This window comes from Ensifer sp. 1H6, assembly GCF_001976035.1.
GTDB lineage: Bacteria > Pseudomonadota > Alphaproteobacteria > Rhizobiales > Rhizobiaceae > Ensifer > Ensifer canadensis.
In genome coordinates, this window is sequence record NZ_MOAI01000005.1 from 192,138 (window position 1) to 212,514 (window position 20,377).

General features: G+C 61.8%; 22 protein-coding genes. 13 read left to right on the top strand and 9 right to left on the bottom strand.

What is annotated here, in order from left to right; all coding sequences use genetic code 11:
* Positions 1-40 precede the first annotated feature (40 nt).
* Entirely contained in the window at positions 41-1,495 is a 1,455-nt protein-coding gene (locus BKP54_RS08190; protein WP_025428626.1) for an extracellular solute-binding protein, read from the top strand.
* A gap of 239 nt (positions 1,496-1,734) precedes the next feature.
* Positions 1,735-2,826, top strand: coding sequence for a sn-glycerol-3-phosphate ABC transporter ATP-binding protein UgpC (ugpC, locus tag BKP54_RS08195; RefSeq protein ID WP_025428627.1), 1,092 nt, complete (start codon positions 1,735-1,737; stop codon positions 2,824-2,826).
* Between the two features lie 46 nt (positions 2,827-2,872).
* Here the strand turns inward: ugpC and BKP54_RS08200 are convergent, their stop codons facing one another.
* The 5 genes from BKP54_RS08200 to BKP54_RS08220 are packed head-to-tail and all read right to left on the bottom strand — an operon-like array spanning position 2,873 to position 6,881.
* Positions 2,873-3,379, bottom strand: a complete 507-nt coding sequence (locus BKP54_RS08200) for a GAF domain-containing protein (RefSeq protein WP_025428628.1) — start codon at positions 3,377-3,379, stop codon at positions 2,873-2,875.
* A 21-nt stretch (positions 3,380-3,400) separates the two neighbouring features.
* Positions 3,401-4,141 carry an ABC transporter ATP-binding protein gene (locus BKP54_RS08205; protein WP_025428629.1) on the bottom strand — a complete coding sequence of 247 codons (741 nt, stop codon included), beginning with the start codon at positions 4,139-4,141 and terminating at the stop codon, positions 3,401-3,403.
* A complete protein-coding gene (locus tag BKP54_RS08210; protein WP_025428630.1) occupies positions 4,138-4,971 on the bottom strand; it encodes an ABC transporter ATP-binding protein in 834 nt (277 codons plus the stop codon). The genes BKP54_RS08205 and BKP54_RS08210 overlap by 4 nt, the downstream gene beginning before the upstream one ends.
* Positions 4,971-5,876, bottom strand: a complete 906-nt coding sequence (locus tag BKP54_RS08215; RefSeq protein WP_025428631.1) for an ABC transporter permease — start codon at positions 5,874-5,876, stop codon at positions 4,971-4,973. Before BKP54_RS08215 ends, BKP54_RS08210 begins: the two co-directional genes overlap by 1 nt.
* Positions 5,877-5,888: 12 nt before the next feature.
* Positions 5,889-6,881 (bottom strand): ABC transporter permease, encoded by a 993-nt coding sequence (locus tag BKP54_RS08220; RefSeq protein ID WP_038578191.1) that lies wholly within the window; start codon positions 6,879-6,881, stop codon positions 5,889-5,891.
* A 204-nt stretch (positions 6,882-7,085) separates the two neighbouring features.
* Between BKP54_RS08220 and BKP54_RS08225 the strand changes: the two genes are divergently transcribed.
* The 3 genes from BKP54_RS08225 to BKP54_RS08235 all read left to right on the top strand — a co-directional run bounded on the left by BKP54_RS08225 (position 7,086) and on the right by BKP54_RS08235 (position 9,947).
* Entirely contained in the window at positions 7,086-7,772 is a 687-nt protein-coding gene (locus BKP54_RS08225) for an XRE family transcriptional regulator (protein WP_025428633.1), read from the top strand.
* 10 nt (positions 7,773-7,782) lie between these two features.
* A complete protein-coding gene (locus BKP54_RS08230) occupies positions 7,783-9,372 on the top strand; it encodes an ABC transporter substrate-binding protein (protein ID WP_025428634.1) in 1,590 nt (529 codons plus the stop codon).
* A gap of 146 nt (positions 9,373-9,518) precedes the next feature.
* Complete coding sequence (locus BKP54_RS08235) at positions 9,519-9,947, top strand: OsmC family protein (protein ID WP_025428635.1); 429 nt, start codon at positions 9,519-9,521, stop codon at positions 9,945-9,947.
* A gap of 44 nt (positions 9,948-9,991) precedes the next feature.
* Here the strand turns inward: BKP54_RS08235 and BKP54_RS08240 are convergent, their stop codons facing one another.
* Together BKP54_RS08240 and BKP54_RS08245 are read right to left on the bottom strand one after the other, a co-directional pair.
* Complete coding sequence (locus BKP54_RS08240; RefSeq protein ID WP_038578194.1) at positions 9,992-10,513, bottom strand: hypothetical protein; 522 nt, start codon at positions 10,511-10,513, stop codon at positions 9,992-9,994.
* 41 nt (positions 10,514-10,554) lie between these two features.
* Positions 10,555-10,980: an Lrp/AsnC family transcriptional regulator gene (locus BKP54_RS08245; RefSeq protein WP_025428636.1), complete on the bottom strand. Its 426-nt coding sequence runs from the start codon at positions 10,978-10,980 to the stop codon at positions 10,555-10,557.
* Positions 10,981-11,104: 124 nt separating this feature from the next.
* Here BKP54_RS08245 and BKP54_RS08250 point away from each other — a divergent pair, with 124 nt between their 5' ends.
* The 8 genes from BKP54_RS08250 to BKP54_RS08285 all read left to right on the top strand — a co-directional run bounded on the left by BKP54_RS08250 (position 11,105) and on the right by BKP54_RS08285 (position 18,291).
* Positions 11,105-12,157, top strand: coding sequence for an ornithine cyclodeaminase (locus BKP54_RS08250; protein ID WP_280115194.1), 1,053 nt, complete (start codon positions 11,105-11,107; stop codon positions 12,155-12,157).
* A 1-nt stretch (position 12,158) separates the two neighbouring features.
* Positions 12,159-13,130, top strand: a complete 972-nt coding sequence (locus BKP54_RS08255) for an arginine deiminase-related protein (protein ID WP_025428638.1) — start codon at positions 12,159-12,161, stop codon at positions 13,128-13,130.
* Positions 13,131-13,161: 31 nt separating this feature from the next.
* On the top strand, positions 13,162-13,965 hold the full coding sequence (locus BKP54_RS08260) for an arginine deiminase family protein (protein ID WP_025428639.1): 804 nt from the start codon (positions 13,162-13,164) through the stop codon (positions 13,963-13,965).
* 130 nt (positions 13,966-14,095) lie between these two features.
* Complete coding sequence (locus tag BKP54_RS08265) at positions 14,096-14,788, top strand: transporter substrate-binding domain-containing protein (protein WP_245317809.1); 693 nt, start codon at positions 14,096-14,098, stop codon at positions 14,786-14,788.
* A gap of 124 nt (positions 14,789-14,912) precedes the next feature.
* Positions 14,913-15,626: an ABC transporter permease subunit gene (locus tag BKP54_RS08270; RefSeq protein WP_025428641.1), complete on the top strand. Its 714-nt coding sequence runs from the start codon at positions 14,913-14,915 to the stop codon at positions 15,624-15,626.
* The gene (locus BKP54_RS08275; RefSeq protein WP_025428642.1) at positions 15,626-16,327 is read left to right on the top strand and encodes an ABC transporter permease subunit; all 702 of its coding nucleotides are present in this window, start codon (positions 15,626-15,628) and stop codon (positions 16,325-16,327) included. Before BKP54_RS08270 ends, BKP54_RS08275 begins: the two co-directional genes overlap by 1 nt.
* Positions 16,328-16,364: 37 nt before the next feature.
* On the top strand, positions 16,365-17,129 hold the full coding sequence (locus tag BKP54_RS08280) for an ATP-binding cassette domain-containing protein (protein ID WP_025428643.1): 765 nt from the start codon (positions 16,365-16,367) through the stop codon (positions 17,127-17,129).
* A gap of 10 nt (positions 17,130-17,139) precedes the next feature.
* A complete protein-coding gene (locus BKP54_RS08285) occupies positions 17,140-18,291 on the top strand; it encodes a M20 aminoacylase family protein (protein ID WP_025428644.1) in 1,152 nt (383 codons plus the stop codon).
* A gap of 30 nt (positions 18,292-18,321) precedes the next feature.
* Here the strand turns inward: BKP54_RS08285 and BKP54_RS08290 are convergent, their stop codons facing one another.
* Positions 18,322-19,698, bottom strand: coding sequence for an FAD-containing oxidoreductase (locus BKP54_RS08290; protein ID WP_025428645.1), 1,377 nt, complete (start codon positions 19,696-19,698; stop codon positions 18,322-18,324).
* Positions 19,695-20,162: a membrane protein gene (locus tag BKP54_RS08295; protein ID WP_025428646.1), complete on the bottom strand. Its 468-nt coding sequence runs from the start codon at positions 20,160-20,162 to the stop codon at positions 19,695-19,697. The genes BKP54_RS08290 and BKP54_RS08295 overlap by 4 nt, the downstream gene beginning before the upstream one ends.
* Between the last annotated feature and the right edge of the window lie 215 nt (positions 20,163-20,377).

The following is a 20,377-nucleotide window of genomic DNA, read 5'->3' on the forward strand; positions in this document are numbered from 1 at the left end:
GACCTGTTTTTCGGCAAGAATTCATTCAAGGGAGGAAAGAATGAGGAAACTGCTACTGACATCAGCGTCGCTGGGTGTCCTTGCCATGGCAAGCACCGGCACGGCACTCGCCTGCGACCCCGATTATTCCGGCGTCGAACTGACGGCGACCACGCAGACCGGGCCTTATATCGCGTCCGCGCTGCAACTTGCGGCCAAGGGTTGGGAGGAAAAGACCTGCGGCAAGGTAAAGGTGGTCGAGTTTCCGTGGTCGGAACTCTATCCGAAAATCGTTACGTCGTTGACATCGGGCGAAGATGCCTTTGACGTCATCGCCTTTGCGCCGGCTTGGGCGCCGGACTTTACCGATTTCCTGTCGGAAATGCCCGCCGACATGCAGAAAGGCGCCGACTGGGAGGATATCGCACCGGTCTATCGCGAACAGTTGATGGTCTGGAACGGCAAGATCCTGTCACAGACGATGGATGGTGACGCCCATACTTACAGCTATCGTATCGACCTGTTCGAGAATGCCGACAACCAGAAGGCCTTCAAGGCGAAATACGGCTACGATCTGGCGCCGCCGAAGACCTGGAAGCAGTATCTCGACATCGCCGAATATTTCAACCAGCCCTCCAACAACCTGTGGGGAACGGCCGAAGCCTTCCGCCGCGGCGGCCAGCAGTTCTGGTTCCTCTTCAGCCACGTTGCCGGCTACACCAGCCATCCCGACAATCCAGGCGGCATGTTCTTCGATCCGGACACGATGGATGCGCAGGTCAACAATCCCGGCTGGGTCCGCGGCCTCGAGGAATATATCCGCGCCTCGAAGCTCGCTCCGCCGAATGCCCTGAACTTCTCTTTCGGCGAAGTGAACGCGGCGTTTGCCGGCGGCCAGGTTGCCGAGTCGATCGGCTGGGGCGATACCGGCGTTATCGGCGCCGACCCGAAGCAGTCGAAGGTGGCAGGCAATGTCGGCTCGGCGTCCTTGCCGGGTTCGGACGAGGTCTGGAACTACAAGACCAAGAAGTGGGACAAGTTCGACCACGTCGTGCAGACCTCCTTCATGGCGTTCGGCGGCTGGCAGGCGGCGGTACCCGCATCGTCGACCAAGCAGGAAGCGGCCTGGAACTACATTCAGTATCTGTCGAGCCCTGCCGTCTCCGGCCAGGCGGCGATCACCGGCGGTACCGGCGTCAATCCCTATCGCATCTCCCACACGACCAATGTCGATCTCTGGTCGAAGATCTTCTCCGAGCGTGAAGCCAAGGAGTACCTGGGCGCGCAGAAGGAGGCGGTGACCGCGAAGAACATCGCGCTCGACATGCGTTTGCCGGGCTATTTCTCCTACACCGAAGTGCTTGAAATCGAACTTTCCAAGGCACTTGCCGGCGAAGTCACACCGCAACAGGCGCTTGATAGCGTCGCTGAGCAGTGGAACAAGCTGACGGACGAATTCGGTCGTGACAAGCAGCTTGCTGCCTATCGCGCATCGATGGGCCTGCCACAGAAATAGGATGAGCCAGCGCCCGCTCCGAAGTGACCGGGGCGGGTTTCTCGATATCTGCGGCCGGGGCGCACCGTCCCGGTTGCAGCTACGCTACAGCGCCGCGCGTCAGATATGGCGCACTAAAGACGCTGTGGCGCTTGAAACCTGCTGCATAAAGTTCTCCTCAGATCGATGTCGATTTGAGGGATTATGCAGTATCCCGGTCGCTTTTCGCGCCGGCTATCGTCAGCAGAAAAGGCGTCAGCATGTCCCAGGTCCGGTTGGAGCAGATCACCAAGTCCTTCGGTAACATCACCGTCATCCCGCCGCTCGATCTTGAAATCGCCGACCGGGAGTTCGTCGTTCTCGTCGGGCCGTCCGGTTGCGGCAAGACGACCACCCTGCGCATGATTGCCGGCCTTGAGACGGCATCTTCGGGCACGGTGCGGATCGGCGAGCGTGACGTCACCGATTTACGCCCGGGCCTGCGCAATTGCTCGATGGTGTTCCAGAATTACGCGCTCTACCCGCATATGACGGTGGCCGAGAACATCGGCTACGGCATGAAGGTGCGGGGCACTTCGAAGGCCGACATCGAAAAATCCGTCGCCGAGGCGGCCCGTATTCTCAATCTCGGCGCCTACCTCAATCGCAAGCCGAGCGCCCTTTCCGGTGGCCAGCGCCAGCGCGTCGCCATCGGTCGCGCGATCGTCCGCCAGCCCGATGTTTTCCTGTTCGATGAGCCGCTGTCGAACCTCGACGCCAAGCTGCGCATTGAAATGCGCACGGAAATCAAGCTGTTGCATCGACGTCTTCAGACGACTGCCGTCTACGTGACCCACGATCAGGTCGAGGCCATGACCATGGCCGACCGCGTCGTCGTCATGAATCAGGGACGCATCGAACAGGCCGCCGATCCGATCACCCTCTACGAGGCGCCGAGCAATCTGTTCGTCGCGGCATTCATCGGCGCGCCGAGCATGAATTTCGTCGAGGGAACGCTCGAGCGCGGCGACGGCGGGCTATGGTTCAAGGCGGATGGTGGCATCGCAGCCAGGATACCAGACACACGAGCCGAGAAACTCGGCGCTTTCATCGGTCAGGCCGTCGTGCTTGGCATTCGCCCGGAGCACACGATGGCGTCGGACGTCGATGCGCCGAAGCTCTCCGTGCAGGTACGCGATATCGAGCCCCTGGGGCCGCACACACTGGCGCTCGGCAAGGTCGGTCAGGCAGCGTTCACCGCACAGATCCACGCGGCATCGCGGGTCAGGCCGGACGACACGATCGAGGTCCCGATCGAGACGCAGAAGATGCACTTCTTCCTGAAGCAGACCGGCATGGCGATCGGTCGCTGAGGCAAAGGCGTGGCCGAGGGCAATCGATGCCCCCGGCCACGACATGTCAGTTCTTGGCCGAGCGAGCGGCGGCGAGGAAAGCCAGCTTGGCCGGCAGTTCCAGATGCTTCGACAGGGCAACGCGCTCGGGCGTGTAATGATGTTCGACGTCGAGGCAGTTGACGGTTCCGAGCAGTTCGCCACCGACAACGACGGGGATGTTGGCGACCGATCCGCAGCCGAGTGCCCAGATCGTTTCGTGGTCGCCGAATACCTTGGAGATGTCGACAATCGTATTGGCGACGAAGGTCTGATGCGCCTTGTGCACGATGTCGAACCAGCTGTCGTAGCGGATCGGCTTGGTGCCGGAGGTCGGGTATTCCTCCGGATGCGAGGTATAGGCGCGACGGGCGACTTCGTTGACCATGTCGACGGTCATGATCGTGAAGAGCTTGGCGCCGATCACCTGGCGGCAAAGCGTCTGAAGCGCGCCCCATACGGCGTCCGCGTCGATGTCCTTGGCAATCGCCGCGTCGAATTCAGCCAACGCGGCAGCGATCTGTTCACTGTTCATCATAAGTCCTTGGAATGTTGATTAGTTCGCGTGCGCTGCGCTGATGTGCATCAGTTCGCGCGAATAGGGGTCCTTGAGGTCGCCACGCTTGAGGTCGGCGACATCGGCCACTTCGACGATGCGGCCCTGCCGCATCACTGCCAGCCGGTCGCAAAGGAAGGAAACGACTGGAAGGTTGTGGGTGACCATGAGGAAAGTCAGGTTCTGTTCCTGCCGCAAACGCTTGAGCAGGTTCAGGATTTCCGCCTGTACCGACACGTCGAGTGCCGAGGTAGGCTCGTCGAGCAACAGCACCTTCGGCTTCAGCATCAGTGCACGCGCAATGGCGACGCGCTGGCGCTGGCCGCCGGAGAGCTGGTGCGGAAAGCGGAAGCGGAATTTCCGGTCGAGGCCGACGGAGGACATCACTTCTTCAATACGCGCGCTGCGATTTCCGATGCCGTGAATGGTCAACGCTTCGCCGAGCGTGGCATCGACGGTCTTGCGCGGATGCAGCGAACCGTAGGGATCCTGAAACACCATCTGGCACTGACGGGAGAAGGCCCGGTCGATACCGTGGCTGCGCGGCTTGCCGAAGACGTTGATCTCTCCGGTCCACTCGGGAGCAAGGCCGGCGATTGCCTTCAGCACCGTCGACTTGCCCGAGCCGCTCTCGCCGACGAGCGCAAAGCTTTCGCCATCGGCAATCTCGAGATTGACGTCGTGCGTGATGTGCGCGTCGCCGTAGAAGATGTCGAGGTTCTTGAGGGAAAGCGCCGTCATTTCTTTGCCCATGCGCTGCGGTCGAGCACGGGAAGCTCGGTCCGGGTTTCGTCGAGACGCGGGATCGAAGCGATCAGACCACGGGTATAGGGGTGTTTGGCATTCATCAATTCGCCCGCCTTGCACTCTTCCACGACCTCGCCGGTGTTCATCACCAGGATCCGGTCGCAGTAGCTCGAAACAAGGTTGAGGTCGTGGCTGATGAAGATCAGGCCCATGCCCTTGCGCTTGACCAGTTCGTCGATGATGTCGAGGACCTGTGCCTGCACCGAGACGTCGAGCGCCGAAGTCGGTTCGTCGGCGATCAGGAGGTCGGGTTCCGGGATCAGCATCATTGCGATCATGACGCGCTGGCCCATGCCGCCGGAAACTTCGTGCGGGTAAAGTTTCGCAACGCGCTCCGGGTCGGCGATCCGGACCGATTCCAGCATGGTCAGAACGCGGTTGTTCACTTCGCGGCGCGGCATACGCTGATGCGTCAGCAAGGCCTCGGCGATCTGTTCGCCGATCGTCATCACCGGGTTCAGCGAGAACTTCGGGTCCTGCATCACCATCGAGATGCGGGCGCCGCGGATCGGGCGCATCTGCCGTTCGGAGCGTGTCAGCAGGTCGATGCCGTCGAAGGTCAGCTTGTCTGCCGTTACCCGGCCCGGTGCGCGCACCAGTTTCAGGATCGAGCGGCCGGTCATCGACTTTCCCGAACCGCTCTCGCCGACGATCCCAAGGCGTTCGCGGCCGAGCGTGAAGGAGAGGCCACGGACGACCTCAAGGTCGCCGCGCGGCGTCGGGAAGGTGACGCGCAGGTTTTCGATTTCGAGAAGCGGGTTCATCAGCGTTGCTCCCCGCTCTTCGGATCGAGCACATCGCGCAGACCGTCTCCAAGGAAGCAGAAGCCGAGGCTGACGAGGATGATGGCAAAGCCTGGCATGGTTGCCACCCACCACTGGTCGAGAATGAAGGAACGGCCGCGCGAGATCATCGCACCCCATTCGGGAAGCGGCGGCTGGGCGCCCAGCCCGATAAAGCCGAGGCCGGCTGCCGTCAGGATGATGCCGGCCATGTCCAGCGTGACGCGCACGATCATCGAAGAGGTGCAGAGCGGCAGGACGTGACCGAGATTGACCCGGAGGCTCGACGCACCGAGCAGCCGCACGGCCGAGATGAATTCCGAGTTCTTGAAGGTCATCGTCTCGGCACGGGCGACACGGGCGTAACCCGGCCAGGAGGTGATGGCGATGGCGATGATCGCATTTTCGATGCCGGGACCAAGCGCCGCGACAAAGGCAAGCGCCAGGATCAGCTTGGGCAGCGACAGGAAAATGTCGGTGATGCCCATGAGGATGCGATCGACCCAGCCGCCGAAATAGCCGGCGGCAACACCGATCACCAGGCCGGCGGGCGCTGCGAGCACCGCCACCAGCGTCACAATCGCCAGCGTGATGCGTGCACCGTAGACGACGCGCGACCAGATATCGCGGCCGAGTTCGTCGGTTCCCATCCAATGCTCGGCACTTGGCGGCAGCAGGCGCTCGCCGAGTGCCTGGCGAAGCGGATCATGCGTCGCGATCCAGGGTGCGAACAGTGCGGTCAACACGAGCACCAGGATGATGATCGCGCCGACCACGGCGAGCGGATTGTGCATCAGCGCGCCGAAAATCCGGTAGAACCTGCCAAGGCGCGCTTGCATCGGCGAGGCGGGGCTGTCGTCGATCAGCCAGTCGCGAAGTGTTGTCATGTCCGCTTCTCCCTAGCGCGCACGCGGATCGAGCACGCGATAGAGCACGTCCGATATCTTGTTGATGCCGATGAAGACCGCGCCGATCACCAGGGTCGAGCCGAGGACGGCCGCCATGTCGGCGTTGAGCAGGGCGACGGTCAGGTAGTTGCCGATGCCGGGCCACGAAAAGATCGTCTCGATCATCACGGAGCCTTCGAGCAGGCCGGCATAGGAAAGCCCTATGACGGTGATCAGCGGCACGCGGATCGGGCGGAAGGCATGGCGCCAGATCACGAGCCGTTCCGGAACGCCCTTGACCCGCGCCGTCGTCACATATTCCTGGCTCAACTGATCGAGCATGAAGGACCGTGTCATGCGGGCGATATAGGCAAGCGAGAAGAAGCCGAGGCAGGACGCCGGCAGGATGAGATGCCAGACCGCGTTGCGGAAGATCTCCCAGTCGCCGGCGATGATGCTGTCGACGAGGATAAGGCCGGTGATCGGGGTGACGACGCCGTCGTAGAAGATATCGACCCGACCAGGGCCGCCGACCCATTTCAGCTTCGCGTAGAAGACGGCGAGCCCGACGAGGCCGAGCCAGAAGGCCGGCACCGAATAACCGAGCAGGCCGACGACGCGGATGCCCTGATCGAGCCAGGAGCCGCGGCGGCTTGCGGCGACGACGCCGAGCGGCACGCCGATCAGTACGCCGAGGATGATGCCGAGCGTCGCCATCTCCAGCGTCGCCGGGAAGACCCGGGCGAGATCCTCGATCACCGGCTTGCCGGTTGATACTGCCGTGCCGAAGTTGCCGGTGACCACATCGCCGACATAGCTGACGAACTGGGCGGCCAGCGGTCGATCGAGACCCATTTCCTCGCGGACGCGCTCATAGACGGCGACGGGGGCACGGTCGCCGACGACGGCGAGCACTGGGTCGATCGGCACGATGCGGCCGATGAAGAAGGTGATTGCGAGCAGCCCGATGAAGGTCACGCCAAGCGTGACGAGAAAGCCAAGCAGCGAAAAAAGGCGCCGTCTGCCCGGGCTTTGTGCCCCGGCGCGGCGCGTCGGCGCGGGCGCTGTAGTCGTGTTGTTGTTTGCCACGTGGCGATTCCATCCCTCGTTCGCTTGCGGTCGCGGCTGTCGATAGCGCAAGAATTCGCTTGGAGTATATAAATAAGTTTGCTTAAATCAAAAAAATTTTACTGGTGAGGAGAATCCATTGTGACCGTGCCATCTGAGGATGCAGAGACCGCATCCGCCAGGGCCGCGACTGCGGGCCAGCCGCGGATCGGCGCGCTGTTGCGTGCGCGCCGGCGGCAGATGCATATGACGCTGCAGGCGCTGAGCGATGCTGCGGGGGTATCGGTTGGCTATCTCAGCCAGATCGAGCGCGATCTCGCCATGCCTTCCCTCGGCACGCTTGCGCAGATCGCCCAGGGGCTGAACGCCGAGCTCAACCACTTCATCCTGGCACCGGCGATCGATACCGGTCTGTCACGCGCCAGCGAGCGCATGGTCTTTTCCGTCGGCGGCTCGCCGGTGTCCTATGAGCGGATCGGTGCGGACTTTGCCGGGAACCAGCTATCCAGCTTCGTCATCACCATCCCCGCCGGACACCGCTCGGAGGTGTTCAGCCATGAGGGCGAGGAACTGGTGTACGTCCTGCAGGGCGAAATCCTGTTCGGTCTCGATGACGACGAGACCACACTTACCCCCGGCGACGGCCTGCATTTTCGGGGTATCCAGCCACACTACTGGTGGAACAAGACGGATCGGCCCGTCCGGCTGATCTGGACCGGCACCCTGCCTCTGTTCCGATCCCGTACACCCTTGCCCAACGAGACCGGTATGCCTCAGGCAACCCCCAAGCCGGCGACGACAACAAAAACCAAACCTCATCGAAAATAGGAGAGCGATGATGAGAATGTTCAAGGCCGCGGTTTTCGCGGCATCCCTTATGCTGAGCGTGGCTCCGGCAGCTTTGGCGGAGACCCCGGCCGAAGTGCTGGTGGTTGCCCAGAACATCGACGATATCGTCAGCATCGATCCGGCCGAAGCCTACGAGTTTTCGTCCGGCGAATATGTGACGCAGACCTATGACCGTTTGGTGCAATATGATGCGCCCGACGTCCTGAAGCTTTCGCCTGGTCTTGCCAGCGAATGGACCGCCGACGATGCGGCAAAGACGATCACCTTCACCCTGCGAGATGGCGTCACCTTCTCCTCCGGCAACCCGCTGCGTGGCGAAGATGTTGTCTACTCCTTCAAGCGCGTCGTCGCGCTCAACAAGGCGCCTGCCTTCATCCTGACGCAGCTCGGCTGGACACCTGAAAATATCGACAAGATGGTGACTGCCGACGGCAACAAGGTCACGATCAAGTATGAAGGCGACTTCTCGTCGGCGTTCGTACTCAACGTTCTGGCGGCACGTCCGGCCTCGGTCGTCGACGCGGAAGCCGTCAAGGCGAACGAAGCCGACGGCGACTACGGCAATGCCTGGCTCAAGGCGAACTCGGCCGGTTCCGGCCCGTTCGTGCTCAAGGCTTTCCGCGCCGGGGAACTTCTGAACCTGCAGAGCAACCCGAACTATTTCGCCGGCGCTCCGGCCATCAAGGGCGTGATCATCCGTCACGTTGCGGAAGCCGCAACCCAGCAGCTGATGCTTGAAACCGGCGACGTCGACATGGCGAAGAACCTGACGCCCGACCAGGTCGCAAGCCTTGGGGCCAAGAGCGGCATGAAGGTCGAATCCTACCCACAGGCGGCCGTCCACTTCCTGTCGTTCAACCAGAAGGCCGCAGCCCTGCAGCCGCCAGCCGTCTGGGAAGCAGCCCGTTATCTCGTCGACTACAAGGGCATGACTGACAGCTTCCTGAAGGGCCAGATGGAGGTCCACCAGGCCTTCTGGCCGAAGGGCTTCCCGGGCTCGCTCGACGAAACGCCTTATACCTACGATGTCGAAAAGGCGAAGAAGATCCTTGCCGATGCCGGCATCCAGACGCCGATCAAGGTGACGCTCGATGTTATCAACTCGACGCCGTTCACCGACATGGCACAGTCGCTGCAGGCTTCCTTCGCCGAAGCCGGCATCAACTTCGACATCATCCCGGGAACCGGCAGCCAGGTCATCACCAAATACCGTGCCCGTACGCATGAGGCCATGCTGCTCTATTGGGGCCCTGATTTCATGGACCCGCACTCGAACGCCAAGGCCTTCGCCTATAACGAAGACAATGCGGACGACAAGTATCAGTCGACGACCACATGGCGTAACGGCTGGGCAGTCCCGGCAGAGCTCAACGAAGCGACGAAAGCTGCGTTGAAGGAAGCCGATCCGGCCAAGCGTTCGGCGCTCTATGTCGACCTGCAGCGCAAGGTGCAGGAAACGTCACCGATCGTGATCATGTTCCAGGCCGCAACTCAGGTTGCGATGAAGGACAAGGTCGAAGGTTACGTCAACGGCGCTACCTCCGACTTCGTCTTCTACCGCCTCGTCAAAAAGAACTGATTCCTGTGCGCGCTCACTTGCACCTGCAACTGAGCGCGGACATATCAGAGCCGCGGGCCACTTGTGACCCGCGGCACCACGGCCGAATCGGGACTTCTGCGTAGTGGCTGAACCCGATTCTGCGAACATTGGAGAAGGCGAGTAAAATGGCAGACGTGAAGGTAAGGACGCGAGAAACAGGCGCCACGGCAGTGGTGGGCAGGACCGGCTTTCCGCACGTGACTTCGGTTACCGGCGGCGAACTGGATATCGTGACGGGCCCGTCGCAGCCGGGCTACGGACCGCTTGACCTGCTCTATGCTTCGCTCGCCAGCTGCCTGGTATTGAGCGCCCGCATTGCCGCCAGCCGTTTTGGCGTCCTCGACCGGTTGACCGAAGTCAGCGCCAGGGTGACGGGCGAGAAGGCCCATGACGAACCGTCACGGATCGGGAAATTCGAGATCGTCTTCGACATCAAAGGCGATTTTGACGACGCGACCCGGCATGCCATTGCCGAGGCTGCCGAAAATGAAATCTGCACCGTCAGCAACACCTTGCGCGGCAACCCGGAATTTGTGACCCGATACGCAGATTGACCCTCTTTGTATGAGTGGCCCGACCGTCTCGGGCCACGGCCCGCTCAATCCATGAACGGCGCCAATTCCCTATCGAATTCGACTTCGACCACGTTGTTGAACAGCGCGGTTGCGACCATGATCCCCGCAAATGCCACGAGGTTGACGAGCGCCGCATTGTCATAGCGCGCTTTCAACCCGTCCCAGATCTCTGCCGGCACCGCATTCGAATTGGCGACGATCGCCCGGCCGAAATCGATCAGCCGCTGTTCGTCCTCGGTCGGCACGAGGGAATGGAAGTCGGCGCCGGAATTGGCGAAGGCGCGGCGGAAAAAGCCCATCGCGATCGGCGATTTCATCGCCTCGGAGATTGCATGCGAGAGCAGCCAGATCGCCCGGTCGTCGAGAACAGGCCGCAACTCCTCCCGCAGCGTGAACCACTCGGCATAGATCCGGTGCGCCGTCGGCGAATGCAAGAGGGTACGCTTCATATTGGTCATGCGGCCACGGACTTGGACCTCCTCGTCGTGGGCGGCACGGATAGCGTCGGAAGCGGTGTCGTAATCGATCTGGGGAATGTGGCTCACGGTCATGCCTGTATTGGTGATGGCGGGGGGACGCGCAGATGTCAGATGGTGCTGAGAAGTATGCTCGTCTCGCTGTTGAGCACGCCTTCGACGTCGCGGACCTCGCGCAGGATGCGGTCGAAGTCGCTGAGGCTGTTGGCGCGAATTTCGGCCACCATGTCCCAGGCGCCATTGGTGGTGTGGAGAGCATAGAGTTCGGGCAGGCCGCGAAGGAATTTGATCACCTTTGTGGTCGTGCGCCCGCTGACCTCGATCATCATGATTGCCCGAATGGCGCGCTGGTCATAGTCCTGGCGGACGCGCAATGTGAAGCCCAGCACCGCCCCGGTTTCCAGCAGCCGGTCGATGCGCGTCTGTACGGTTGCACGCGATATGCCGAGAACCGAGGCGACCTTGGAGTAGGGCGCGCGGCCGTCTTCTCGCAGAAGCGAGATAAGCTGGTGATCGAGGTCATCGAAGATATGCATAAAAATCTTATAGATGAGTTGTACAATTTGCGCAATCTTTTGCAAGATTTTGCGCAAGTTTAAAATTTCAACTCGCTTCTTGCGTGCCTACGCTGACCTCATCGAATTTCCCGATGGAGATGAAATCGTGGTTCAGTATGTCGGTGTCGGCAACGTAATCGAGCTGGTCAAATCGATCGGCATTGAAACGTTCCTGTTGGGTCTTACGGAATATATCGAAGACGATTTCCGCAGGTGGAACGCTTTTGAGAAAACCCCGCGGCTGGCGAGCCATTCGAAGACGGGGGTCATCGAATTGATGCCGACGTCCGACGGCGAGCATTACGGCTTCAAATACGTCAACGGCCACCCGAAGAATCCGAATGTTGGCTTGCAGACTGTGACGGCCTTCGGTGTTCTCTCGGACGTCAGCACTGGTTATCCCTGCCTCGTCTCCGAGATGACGATCATGACGGGTCTGCGCACGGCGGCGACCTCTGCATTGGCCGCAAAGTACCTGGCTCGCCCCGATGCCCGCTCGATGGCGATCATCGGGCTTGGCGCGCAGTCGGAATTCCAGGCGCTCGCCTTCCGGGCCCTGCTCGGGATCAAGCGCCTGCAGGTGTTCGATATCGACATCGAAGCGGCGGACAAGTTCCTGAAGAACCTCGCCGACATGGATTTCGATATCGTTGTCGCCAAGACCGCAGAAGAGGCCGTTGCTGGCGCCGACATCATCACGACGGTGACGGCCGACAAGCGCAACGCGACGATCCTCTCCGACAATATGGTCGGCGCCGGCGTGCACATCAACGCCGTAGGGGGCGACTGCCCCGGCAAGACCGAACTGCAGGGCGATATCCTGCGCCGTGCCGATGTCTTCGTCGAATATCCGGAGCAGACGCGGATCGAAGGAGAAATCCAGCAGATGGCGCCGGACTTCCCGGTGATCGAACTCTGGCGCGTGATTGCCGGCGAGGCTGAAGGCCGCCGGTCGGGCTCGCAGATCACCATCTTTGATTCCGTCGGCTTTGCCACGGAAGACTTTTCGGCGCTGCGCTTCCTTCGTGACAGGATCCAGGGCACGGCCTTCTACACCGAGCTCGACCTGACGACGCAGCCGGAGCATCCGCGTGATCTCTACGGACTGTTCAAGCAGCCGGCGGCCGCTGTCATTGCCGAGCGGAGCGTTGCCTGAGATGAAGAGACTGTCCGTACAGGCGCCGAAGGGTGTCGTGATGATCCGTCCGCACCATTTCGGCCCGAACCCGATGACGGCCAAGGACAATGCCTTCCAGTCGACTGACGAGGCGCGCAAGCCCTCGGCGATCGCAACTGCCGCTTTTGATGAAGTGACGCGCATGGCTGATGGCCTGTCGGCCGCCGGCGTCGCCGTCCACCTGTTCGAAGACGAGACGATGACCCGTCCGGACTCGGTGTTCCCGAACAACTGGTTCTCCACCCATTCGGGCGGACATGTGGCCATCTATCCGATGTATTCGGAAAGCCGTCAGAGCGAACGCCGCGCCGACATCATCGAGATGCTCAAGAACGAGTATCGCGTCCAGGACGTGATCGACTACTCAGGCCTCGAAAAGGACGGCGTCTATCTTGAAGGCACCGGCGCCATGGTGCTCGACCATATCGGTCGCGTGGCCTATGCGGCCCGGTCGAACCGCACCAACGAGGTGGCGCTGGAGCGCTTCTGCACCCACTTCAACTTCGAGCCGATGGTGTTTGGTGCGGTCGACCGCAACGGCAACTCGATCTACCATACCAATGTGCTGATGTGCATCGGTACGGATTTCGCGCTGATCGGCACCAGCATGATCCCCGACGCGGCAAGGCGACAGGAAATTTGCGCGCGGCTGGAGGAAACGGGCCGGCAGGTCATCGATCTCACGATCGATCAGATCGAGAATTTTGCCGGCAACGCGATCGAACTCGACGGCGCCGATGGCCGTGTCGTCGTGATGTCGGCGCGTGCGCTTGCGTCGCTTCGGCCGGACCAGGTCAAGGCGATCGAGGTTTCGGCGCGCGTGCTCGCCTTCGACGTGCCGACCATCGAGCTTGCCGGCGGCTCCGTGCGCTGCATGCTCGCCGGCGTGCATTTGTCACGCAGAGAACCCGCCGGTACGCAAAAGCTTTACGCCGCCACATCCGATCGATAGAAGCACCTCATCCAAGCCAAAGGTACTACAAATGTCGCAAGCACGCCCCGTCTACAATTTCAACAACATCATCGTCCGCACGCCCTCGACCACCGTCGTCAACGGCCTGCGTGCCGATGACCGTGGCAATCCGACCTATGAGGGCGTGAAGGCCGAGCACGATACCTACATCGCTGCGATGAAGGATGCGGGCGTCAAGGTCACCGTGCTTCCGGCGCTCGAAGCCTTCCCGGATTCGATCTTCGTCGAAGATCCGGCGCTGGTGTTCACCGAAGGCGCGATCCTCCTGCGTCCGGGTGCTGCCACCCGCGTCAAGGAAACCATCGAGATCGAGCCGACGCTTCGCGCGATGTTCGAGACGGTTCTCGATCTGCCGGGCACCGGCCTTGCCGATGGCGGCGACGTGCTGACGACCCGCGAAAGCGTGATGATCGGTCTTTCCGCCCGCACCGACAAGGTCGGCGCCGAAGCGCTGCAGGCGTGCCTCGACAAGCTCGGCCGCAAGAGCGAGATCGTCACCACACCGGAAGGCGTATTGCACTTCAAGACCGATTGCTCGCTGCTCGATGAGGAAACCGTGCTCTCGACCGCTCGTCTTGCCAAGTCCGGCGTGTTCGACCGCTTCAAGCAGGTCATTATTCCCGAAGGCGAAGAGCCGGCGGCCAATGCGCTGCGCGTCAACGACGTCGTCATGGTTGGCTCCGACTTCCCGCGCACGATCGAGATGCTCGACAAGCTCGGCTACAAGGTCGTGCCGATGAAGACGACTGAAATCGGCAAGATCGACGCCGGCCTGTCCTGCATGTCGCTGCGCTGGTTCAGCAACACGCTCTGATCCAGACATAATATTCGCGGAGGAAACATCATGAGAACTTTCAAGTCGGCCCTGTTCGCGGGGATCGCCCTCACCATGGCGGCAAGCGCTGCTTTCGCTGAGGACACGCTGCGTCTGGGCATGACCCTACATGCCGTTCACGCAGGTCAACGCCGGCGGCGAATGGGAAGGCCTTGAAGCCGACCTGTCGCGTGCCCTCTGCGAAAAGATGGCCGTGAAGTGCGACATCAACCAGATGGCGTGGGATGGCCTCATCCCGTCGCTGAAGGAAAACAAGGTCGATTTCATCATCGGTGCGTTCTCGATCACCGATGAGCGCCGCAAGGTCGTCGACTTCTCGACGCCTTACTACACCGAAGGCACGTCCTTCGTCGGCGCCAAGTCCGACACCAGCGAGATCAAGACGACCGACGCCGCCGACGGCGGTGGCCAGATCATCGATCCGGCCAGCGTCGAGGGCAAGATCATCGGCGTTCAGACGTCGAGCGTGCAATCGGCCTACGTCGCCAAGTATCTGCCGGGCGCCGAGGCCAAGAGCTACGATACCGCCGACAACTCCGTCGCCGATCTCGTCGCCGGCCGCGTCGACTACGTTCTGATCCCGGACCTCTACATCCAGACGTTCCTGAAGTCGCCTGACGGCGCCGACTACGAAGTCAAGGTCGAGGTTCCCAAGAACGCCGTACTCGGCGAAGGTGTTGCCTATGCGGTGCGCAAGGGCGACGCTGCGAACCTCGAGAAGGTCAATGCCGGCCTCGCCGCTCTCGAAAAGGATGGGCAGATCAAGACGCTCGTCGACAAGTGGATCTTCGGCAAGAAGTGATAACGGACGTTTTCGAGGGCGACGGGCCGAGGCCCTTCGCCCTCGATCGCCAAACGGACCGCAGCGTCCGGGGCATCATCGCAGCCTTTGGCTGACGACACCAATCGGGAACAGGTAGCGACGGATGGAGTATTACTGGCAATTGCTTGCCTGGGGCGGCGAGGGCTGGGGCGATGATTTCGCCTGGGGCCTGGTGATGACGCTGCAGGTATCCGTGGTCGCCTATGCAGTCGCGGTCGTCTTCGGGCTGCTGGGCGCTGCCGGCAAGCTGTCGAAGCACCGCTTGCCACGTCTTCTGGCCGATATCTACACGACCGTCGTGCGTTCGCTTCCCGAACTCCTGGTTATCCTGCTTCTGTATTTCTCGGTGGCAAGCGGCGCTGAGCGGCTGCTGAAGCATTTTGGTCTCGTCGCCGAGACGTTTCAGTTCAGCTCGTTCTGGGCGGCAATCATCGCGCTTGCCTTCGTCTCCGGCGCGTTCATGACAGAAGTGCTGCGTTCGGCCTTCCTCGCCGTTCCGCCCGGGCAGATCGAGGCTGCGGTTTCGATCGGCATGCGGCCACGCAAGGTCTTCACCCGTATCGTGCTGCCGCAGATGATGCGCCACGCCGTGCCCGGCATGGGCAATCTCTGGCTTTCCATCACCAAGGAAAGCGCCATCATCAGCGTGCTCGGCTCGTTCAGCGAGTTGCTCTATACCGGCTACCGCGCTGCCGCGGGCACCAAGCAATACATTTTCTTCTACGGGCTGACGGCCGTCCTGTTCCTGCTGATTACGCTTGTCTCAGCCTTGGTGATCGCGCAGATCGAACGCCGCCTTAACCGGGGGCACAATTGATGGAAACGATCTCCAACGTTGTCGGCTTCTTGCCGGCGCTCATCAAGGCGACCCCGCTGACGCTGCTGTTGACCGCCGTTGCCGGCGTCTTCGGTCTGGTCATAGGCACGTTTGTCGCGCTCGCCCGGCTTTCGACCCGACGCATCCTATCGATGCCGGCCTATGTCTTCACCTTCGCGTTTCGCGGTACGCCGCTACTCGTGCAGATTTATCTCATCTATTACGGCCTCGGGCAGGTCCTGCCGGGAACCTGGGTTCGCCACAGCTTCCTGTGGCCGTATCTTCGCGACGGCCTGTGGTACGCGATCTTCGCGCTCAGCCTCAACCAGGCGGCCTACAATGCCGAAGTCATCCGCGGCGCGATCAAGGCGATCCCGCGTGGGCAGATCGAGGCCGCAAAATCGATCGGCATGCGATCGTCGATGATACTCAGGCGGATCACGCTGCCGCAGGCGCTGCGATCCTGCTTGCCGGTTCTGACGGGCGATCTGATCATCCTTTTGAAGACGACCTCGCTCGCCTCGACGATCACCATTCTCGAGGTGATGGGCACCGCGCGCATGCTGCAGCGTCAGTCGCTGTTGATCTTCGAGCCGTTGATCGCGGCCGGCATCATCTATTTCACCGTCGTCTTCATTCTGACGCGAGTGATGAACGTCGTCGAAAAGCGGCTGACCCGCTACCGCACGGCGAAGGCATAGGTACACGGCGCGCAGAGGCGCCACGGGAGGAACGATGATGGTCGCAACCGCACTGTCAGTGAAGAACATCCACAAGAGCTTCGGCTCGGTCGAGGTACTCAAGGGTGTTTCGTTCGAAGCGAAATCCGGCGACGTCATTTCGCTGATCGGCAGCAGCGGCTCTGGCAAAAGCACGCTGCTGCGCTGCATCAACTATCTCGAGACGCCCGACGAGGGCGAAATCTCGGTATCGGGCGAAGTGATCAGGACGTTGAAGGGCAAGGACGGCAAGCTCGTTGCCGCCGACAAGCGCCAGCTCGAGCATATCCGCACCCGCCTCGGCATGGTGTTCCAGAGCTTCAATCTCTGGTCCCACAAGACCATCCTCGAAAACATCATCGAGGGGCCGATGCATGTGCTTGGCATGACGCGCAAGGACGCCGTCGGCGAGGCCGAGGTGCTGATGGAGAAGGTCGGCATCACGCCGAAGCGCGACCACTATCCCAACCAGCTTTCGGGCGGCCAGCAGCAACGCGCAGCGATCGCGCGGGCTTTGGCGATGAAACCCGATGTGATGCTCTTCGACGAGCCGACATCGGCGCTGGACCCGGAACTCGTCAACGAGGTGCTGCTGGTCATCAAGAAACTGGCGGAGGAGGGGCGCACCATGGTGATGGTGACGCATGAAATGTCGCTGGCGCGCGACATCTCCAGCGAAGTCATCTTCCTTCACAAGGGGCTCGTTGAAGAACGCGGCGCCCCGTCGCAGGTCATGCGTGACCCGAAGTCGGCGCGCCTGCGCCAGTTCCTGCAGATGGCTTGAGGAGAACACCATGCGCGACGCGATCCTGTCGAAATTCCTGCCTGAACTCGTCAATATCCGCCACAAGCTGCACGAGATGCCGGAGATCGGCCTGTCTGAAGTGAAGACCTCGGAATTCGTCGCCGGCCTGCTGCAGTCCTGGGGCTTCGAGGTGACGCGCGGGCTTGCAACGACCGGCATCGTCGCGACACTGAAGCGCGGCAACAGCAACCGGTCGATCGGCTTTCGTGCCGACATGGATGCGCTGCCGATGCAGGAAGAAACAGGACTCGCCTATCAGAGCCAGCATCCCGGCGCGATGCATGCCTGCGGCCATGACGGTCACACGAGCATGCTGCTGGGCGCCGCCTGGGCGCTGTCGCAGGATGCGAGTTTCAACGGAACCGTGCATCTGATCTTCCAGCCCGCCGAGGAGAATTTCGGCGGCGGCAAGCTGATGATCGAGGACGGCCTGTTCAAGCGCTTTCCCTGCGAGCGCGTCTTTGCGCTTCACAACTGGCCAGGTCTGCCGGCCGGTACCTTCTCGACGCGCGCCGGTGCCATGGCCGCCTCGATCGATGTGCTGACGCTGACGATCAGGGGCAAAGGCGGCCATGGGGCGCAGCCGGAACTGACGGTCGATCCGGTGGTCGTCGGCTCAAGCGTCGTCATGGCGCTGCAGACGCTCGTGTCGCGCAACGTCTCGCCGCATCAGCCCTCGGTCGTGACCGTCGGTTCGTTCCAATCGGGCTCGGCGTCCAACATCATTCCCGACACCGCAGTGCTGGAGATCAGCATGCGGGCAACCGATCCTGCCGTGCGAAAGCAGTTGCAGGAGCGCGTCGAGCAGATTGCGCGTTTCCAGGCGCAGAGCTTCAATGCCGATGTTACTTTCGGCTGGCAGGTCGGTTATCCCGCGACCATCAACGACGCGGAGGCGGTCGCAGAGGCGCGCGCCGTGATCAGCGAGAAATTCGGTGAAGGCGCGTTCGTCGAACTCGCCCAGCCGTTGATGGGCAGCGAGGACTTTTCCTTCCTGCTCGAAGAGGTTCCCGGCGCCTACGTGCTGATTGGCAATGGTGAGAGCAGCGGGCTCCACACCACGCGCTACGACTTCAACGACGAAATCCTCGAACGTGGCGCGATGTATTTCTACCATCTCGCACGCTCTGCGCTGGTCTGAACCAACACCTGACGGTCGGCTTGCCGACCGTCAGTTTGCCGGCGCGAGATCCCCGAAGACCGTCGGGATAAGCTCCGAAACCGTCGGGTGAATGTGCACCGCATGGGTGATCGTGGTGTAGGGCTTCTTGGCGTACATGACGTCGAGAATGCTCTGAACCGCTTCGTCGCCGCCGGTGCCCAGGATCGATGCGCCGAGGATCTCCTTGCTGTCGGCGTCGACGACAACCTTCATGAATCCCTCGGTCTCGCCTTTTTCGACCGCCCGGCCGACCCGGGTCATCGGCCTCCTACCGACGGCAATCTTGCGGCCGGTCTTGCGCGCCTCGGTCTCGCTCATGCCGGCGCGCCCGAGCGGCGGGTCGATATAGAGCGCATAGGTGGAGATGCGGTCGCTGACGCGCCGCGGCTCGCCGTCGAGCAGGTTGGCGGCGACGATCTCGAAGTCGTTATAGGCAGTGTGGGTGAAGGCGCCGCGGCCGTTGCAATCTCCCATGGCGAAGATGTGCGGCACGTTGGTCCGCAAGGCGTCATCGACCTCAATATAGCCGTGCGCGTCGGTCTTTACGCCCGCCCTGTCGAGCCCGAGATCGTCGGTGTTCGGCCGGCGGCCCGTCGCAAGCAGCAGATGTGAGCCGGTGACCTCCGGCGCGCCCGAGGTGCAATCGACGCCGGCGACGACATCGTCGCCTCGCCTGGCGAAACGAATGCATTCGGCGTTGAGCCGAAACCGGATGCCCTCCTTCTCCAGGATCGCAAGGACCGCATCTGAGACATCTGGGTCTTCGCGGGCAATCAGCTTCGGGCCCTTCTCGATCACCGTTACCTCGGAGCCAAAGCGGCGGAACATCTGGGCGAATTCAAGGCCGATATAACTGCCGCCGACGATGATCAGATGCCTTGGAAGAACATCCTGGTCCATCATCGACACATTGGTGAGAAAAGGCACGTCGTCGACACCGGGAAAATCCGGTACTGCCGCCCGACCGCCGGTGTTCAGGAAAATCTGGTCGGCAGTGAGGATTTCTTCGCCCACCCGGATCGTGTGCGGGTCCTCAAATTGGGCATGACCTTCGATGACGGTGCAGTTTTCCATCCCCTTGAGCCAGTTTTCAACGCCCGTGCGGGCGTCGGTCCTCACCTTGTCCTTGCGCGCCATGACGCGCTTGAAATCGACCGAAACCGGGCCGGTTGTCACGCCGAAATCGGCACCGCGACGCGCCATGTGCACGGCGTAGGCGCTGGCGACCATCGCCTTGGTCGGCATGCAGCCGGTGTTGACGCAGGTGCCGCCGAAGAGCTTGCGCTCGATAAGCGCCACGGCCTTGCCGGCCGCGGCCAGACGACCGGCCAATGATGGTCCCGCCTGGCCTGCGCCGATGATGATGGCGTCGAAATGTTTTGTCATAGGACCGAGGACACCACCCAGAGCGCGAGCAGCACTGCAACGACGTCTTCCAGCAGGGCAATCGGCAGGTCCTTACCGCCGGTGGCTGCGACCAGGCGTTTGCGCGCCTCATAGCCACCAAGCGTGCCGATCACGGCGCCGATGACGCCGGCAATCAGGCCGCCGACCAACGAACCGCCGGCAGTGCCCAGCACCGCACCGCAGAATCCGCCGCTGACGATGCGTGCGCCGAACTGTTGCGGCACCTTGCGGCTCGGTGTGCTCGGCAACTGGTCGGTGACGAATTCAACGAGCGCGAGGAGCCCGAAAATGTAAGGCGTAAAGCGGAAGCCCATGAAGGCTGCCCAGGTGCCGGAAAGCGGCAACCAGCCGGCGGCCGCACCAATGCTGACGGCGGCAGGTGCAGTCATGACGCGAAGGCCGGCGACCACGCCGATGAGAAGCGCGAGAAGATAGATCGACATCAATTCCCCGAACGTTCGCCGGGCGAACCCGCGCCGCCAGCCCCCAAGCGGTTCGGATCGAGCGGCATCGCAACCAAGAGTGAAAGCGGATGTTTCCGGCGGGCCTCAATCAGAGTGACCGACAACGCTGTTGATTGCAACGTCCAATCCTACGCTGCCCCATGCGGTAGTTGATGCTTTCGATCGCGTTACTTGATGTTGGAATTTTTCGCGCG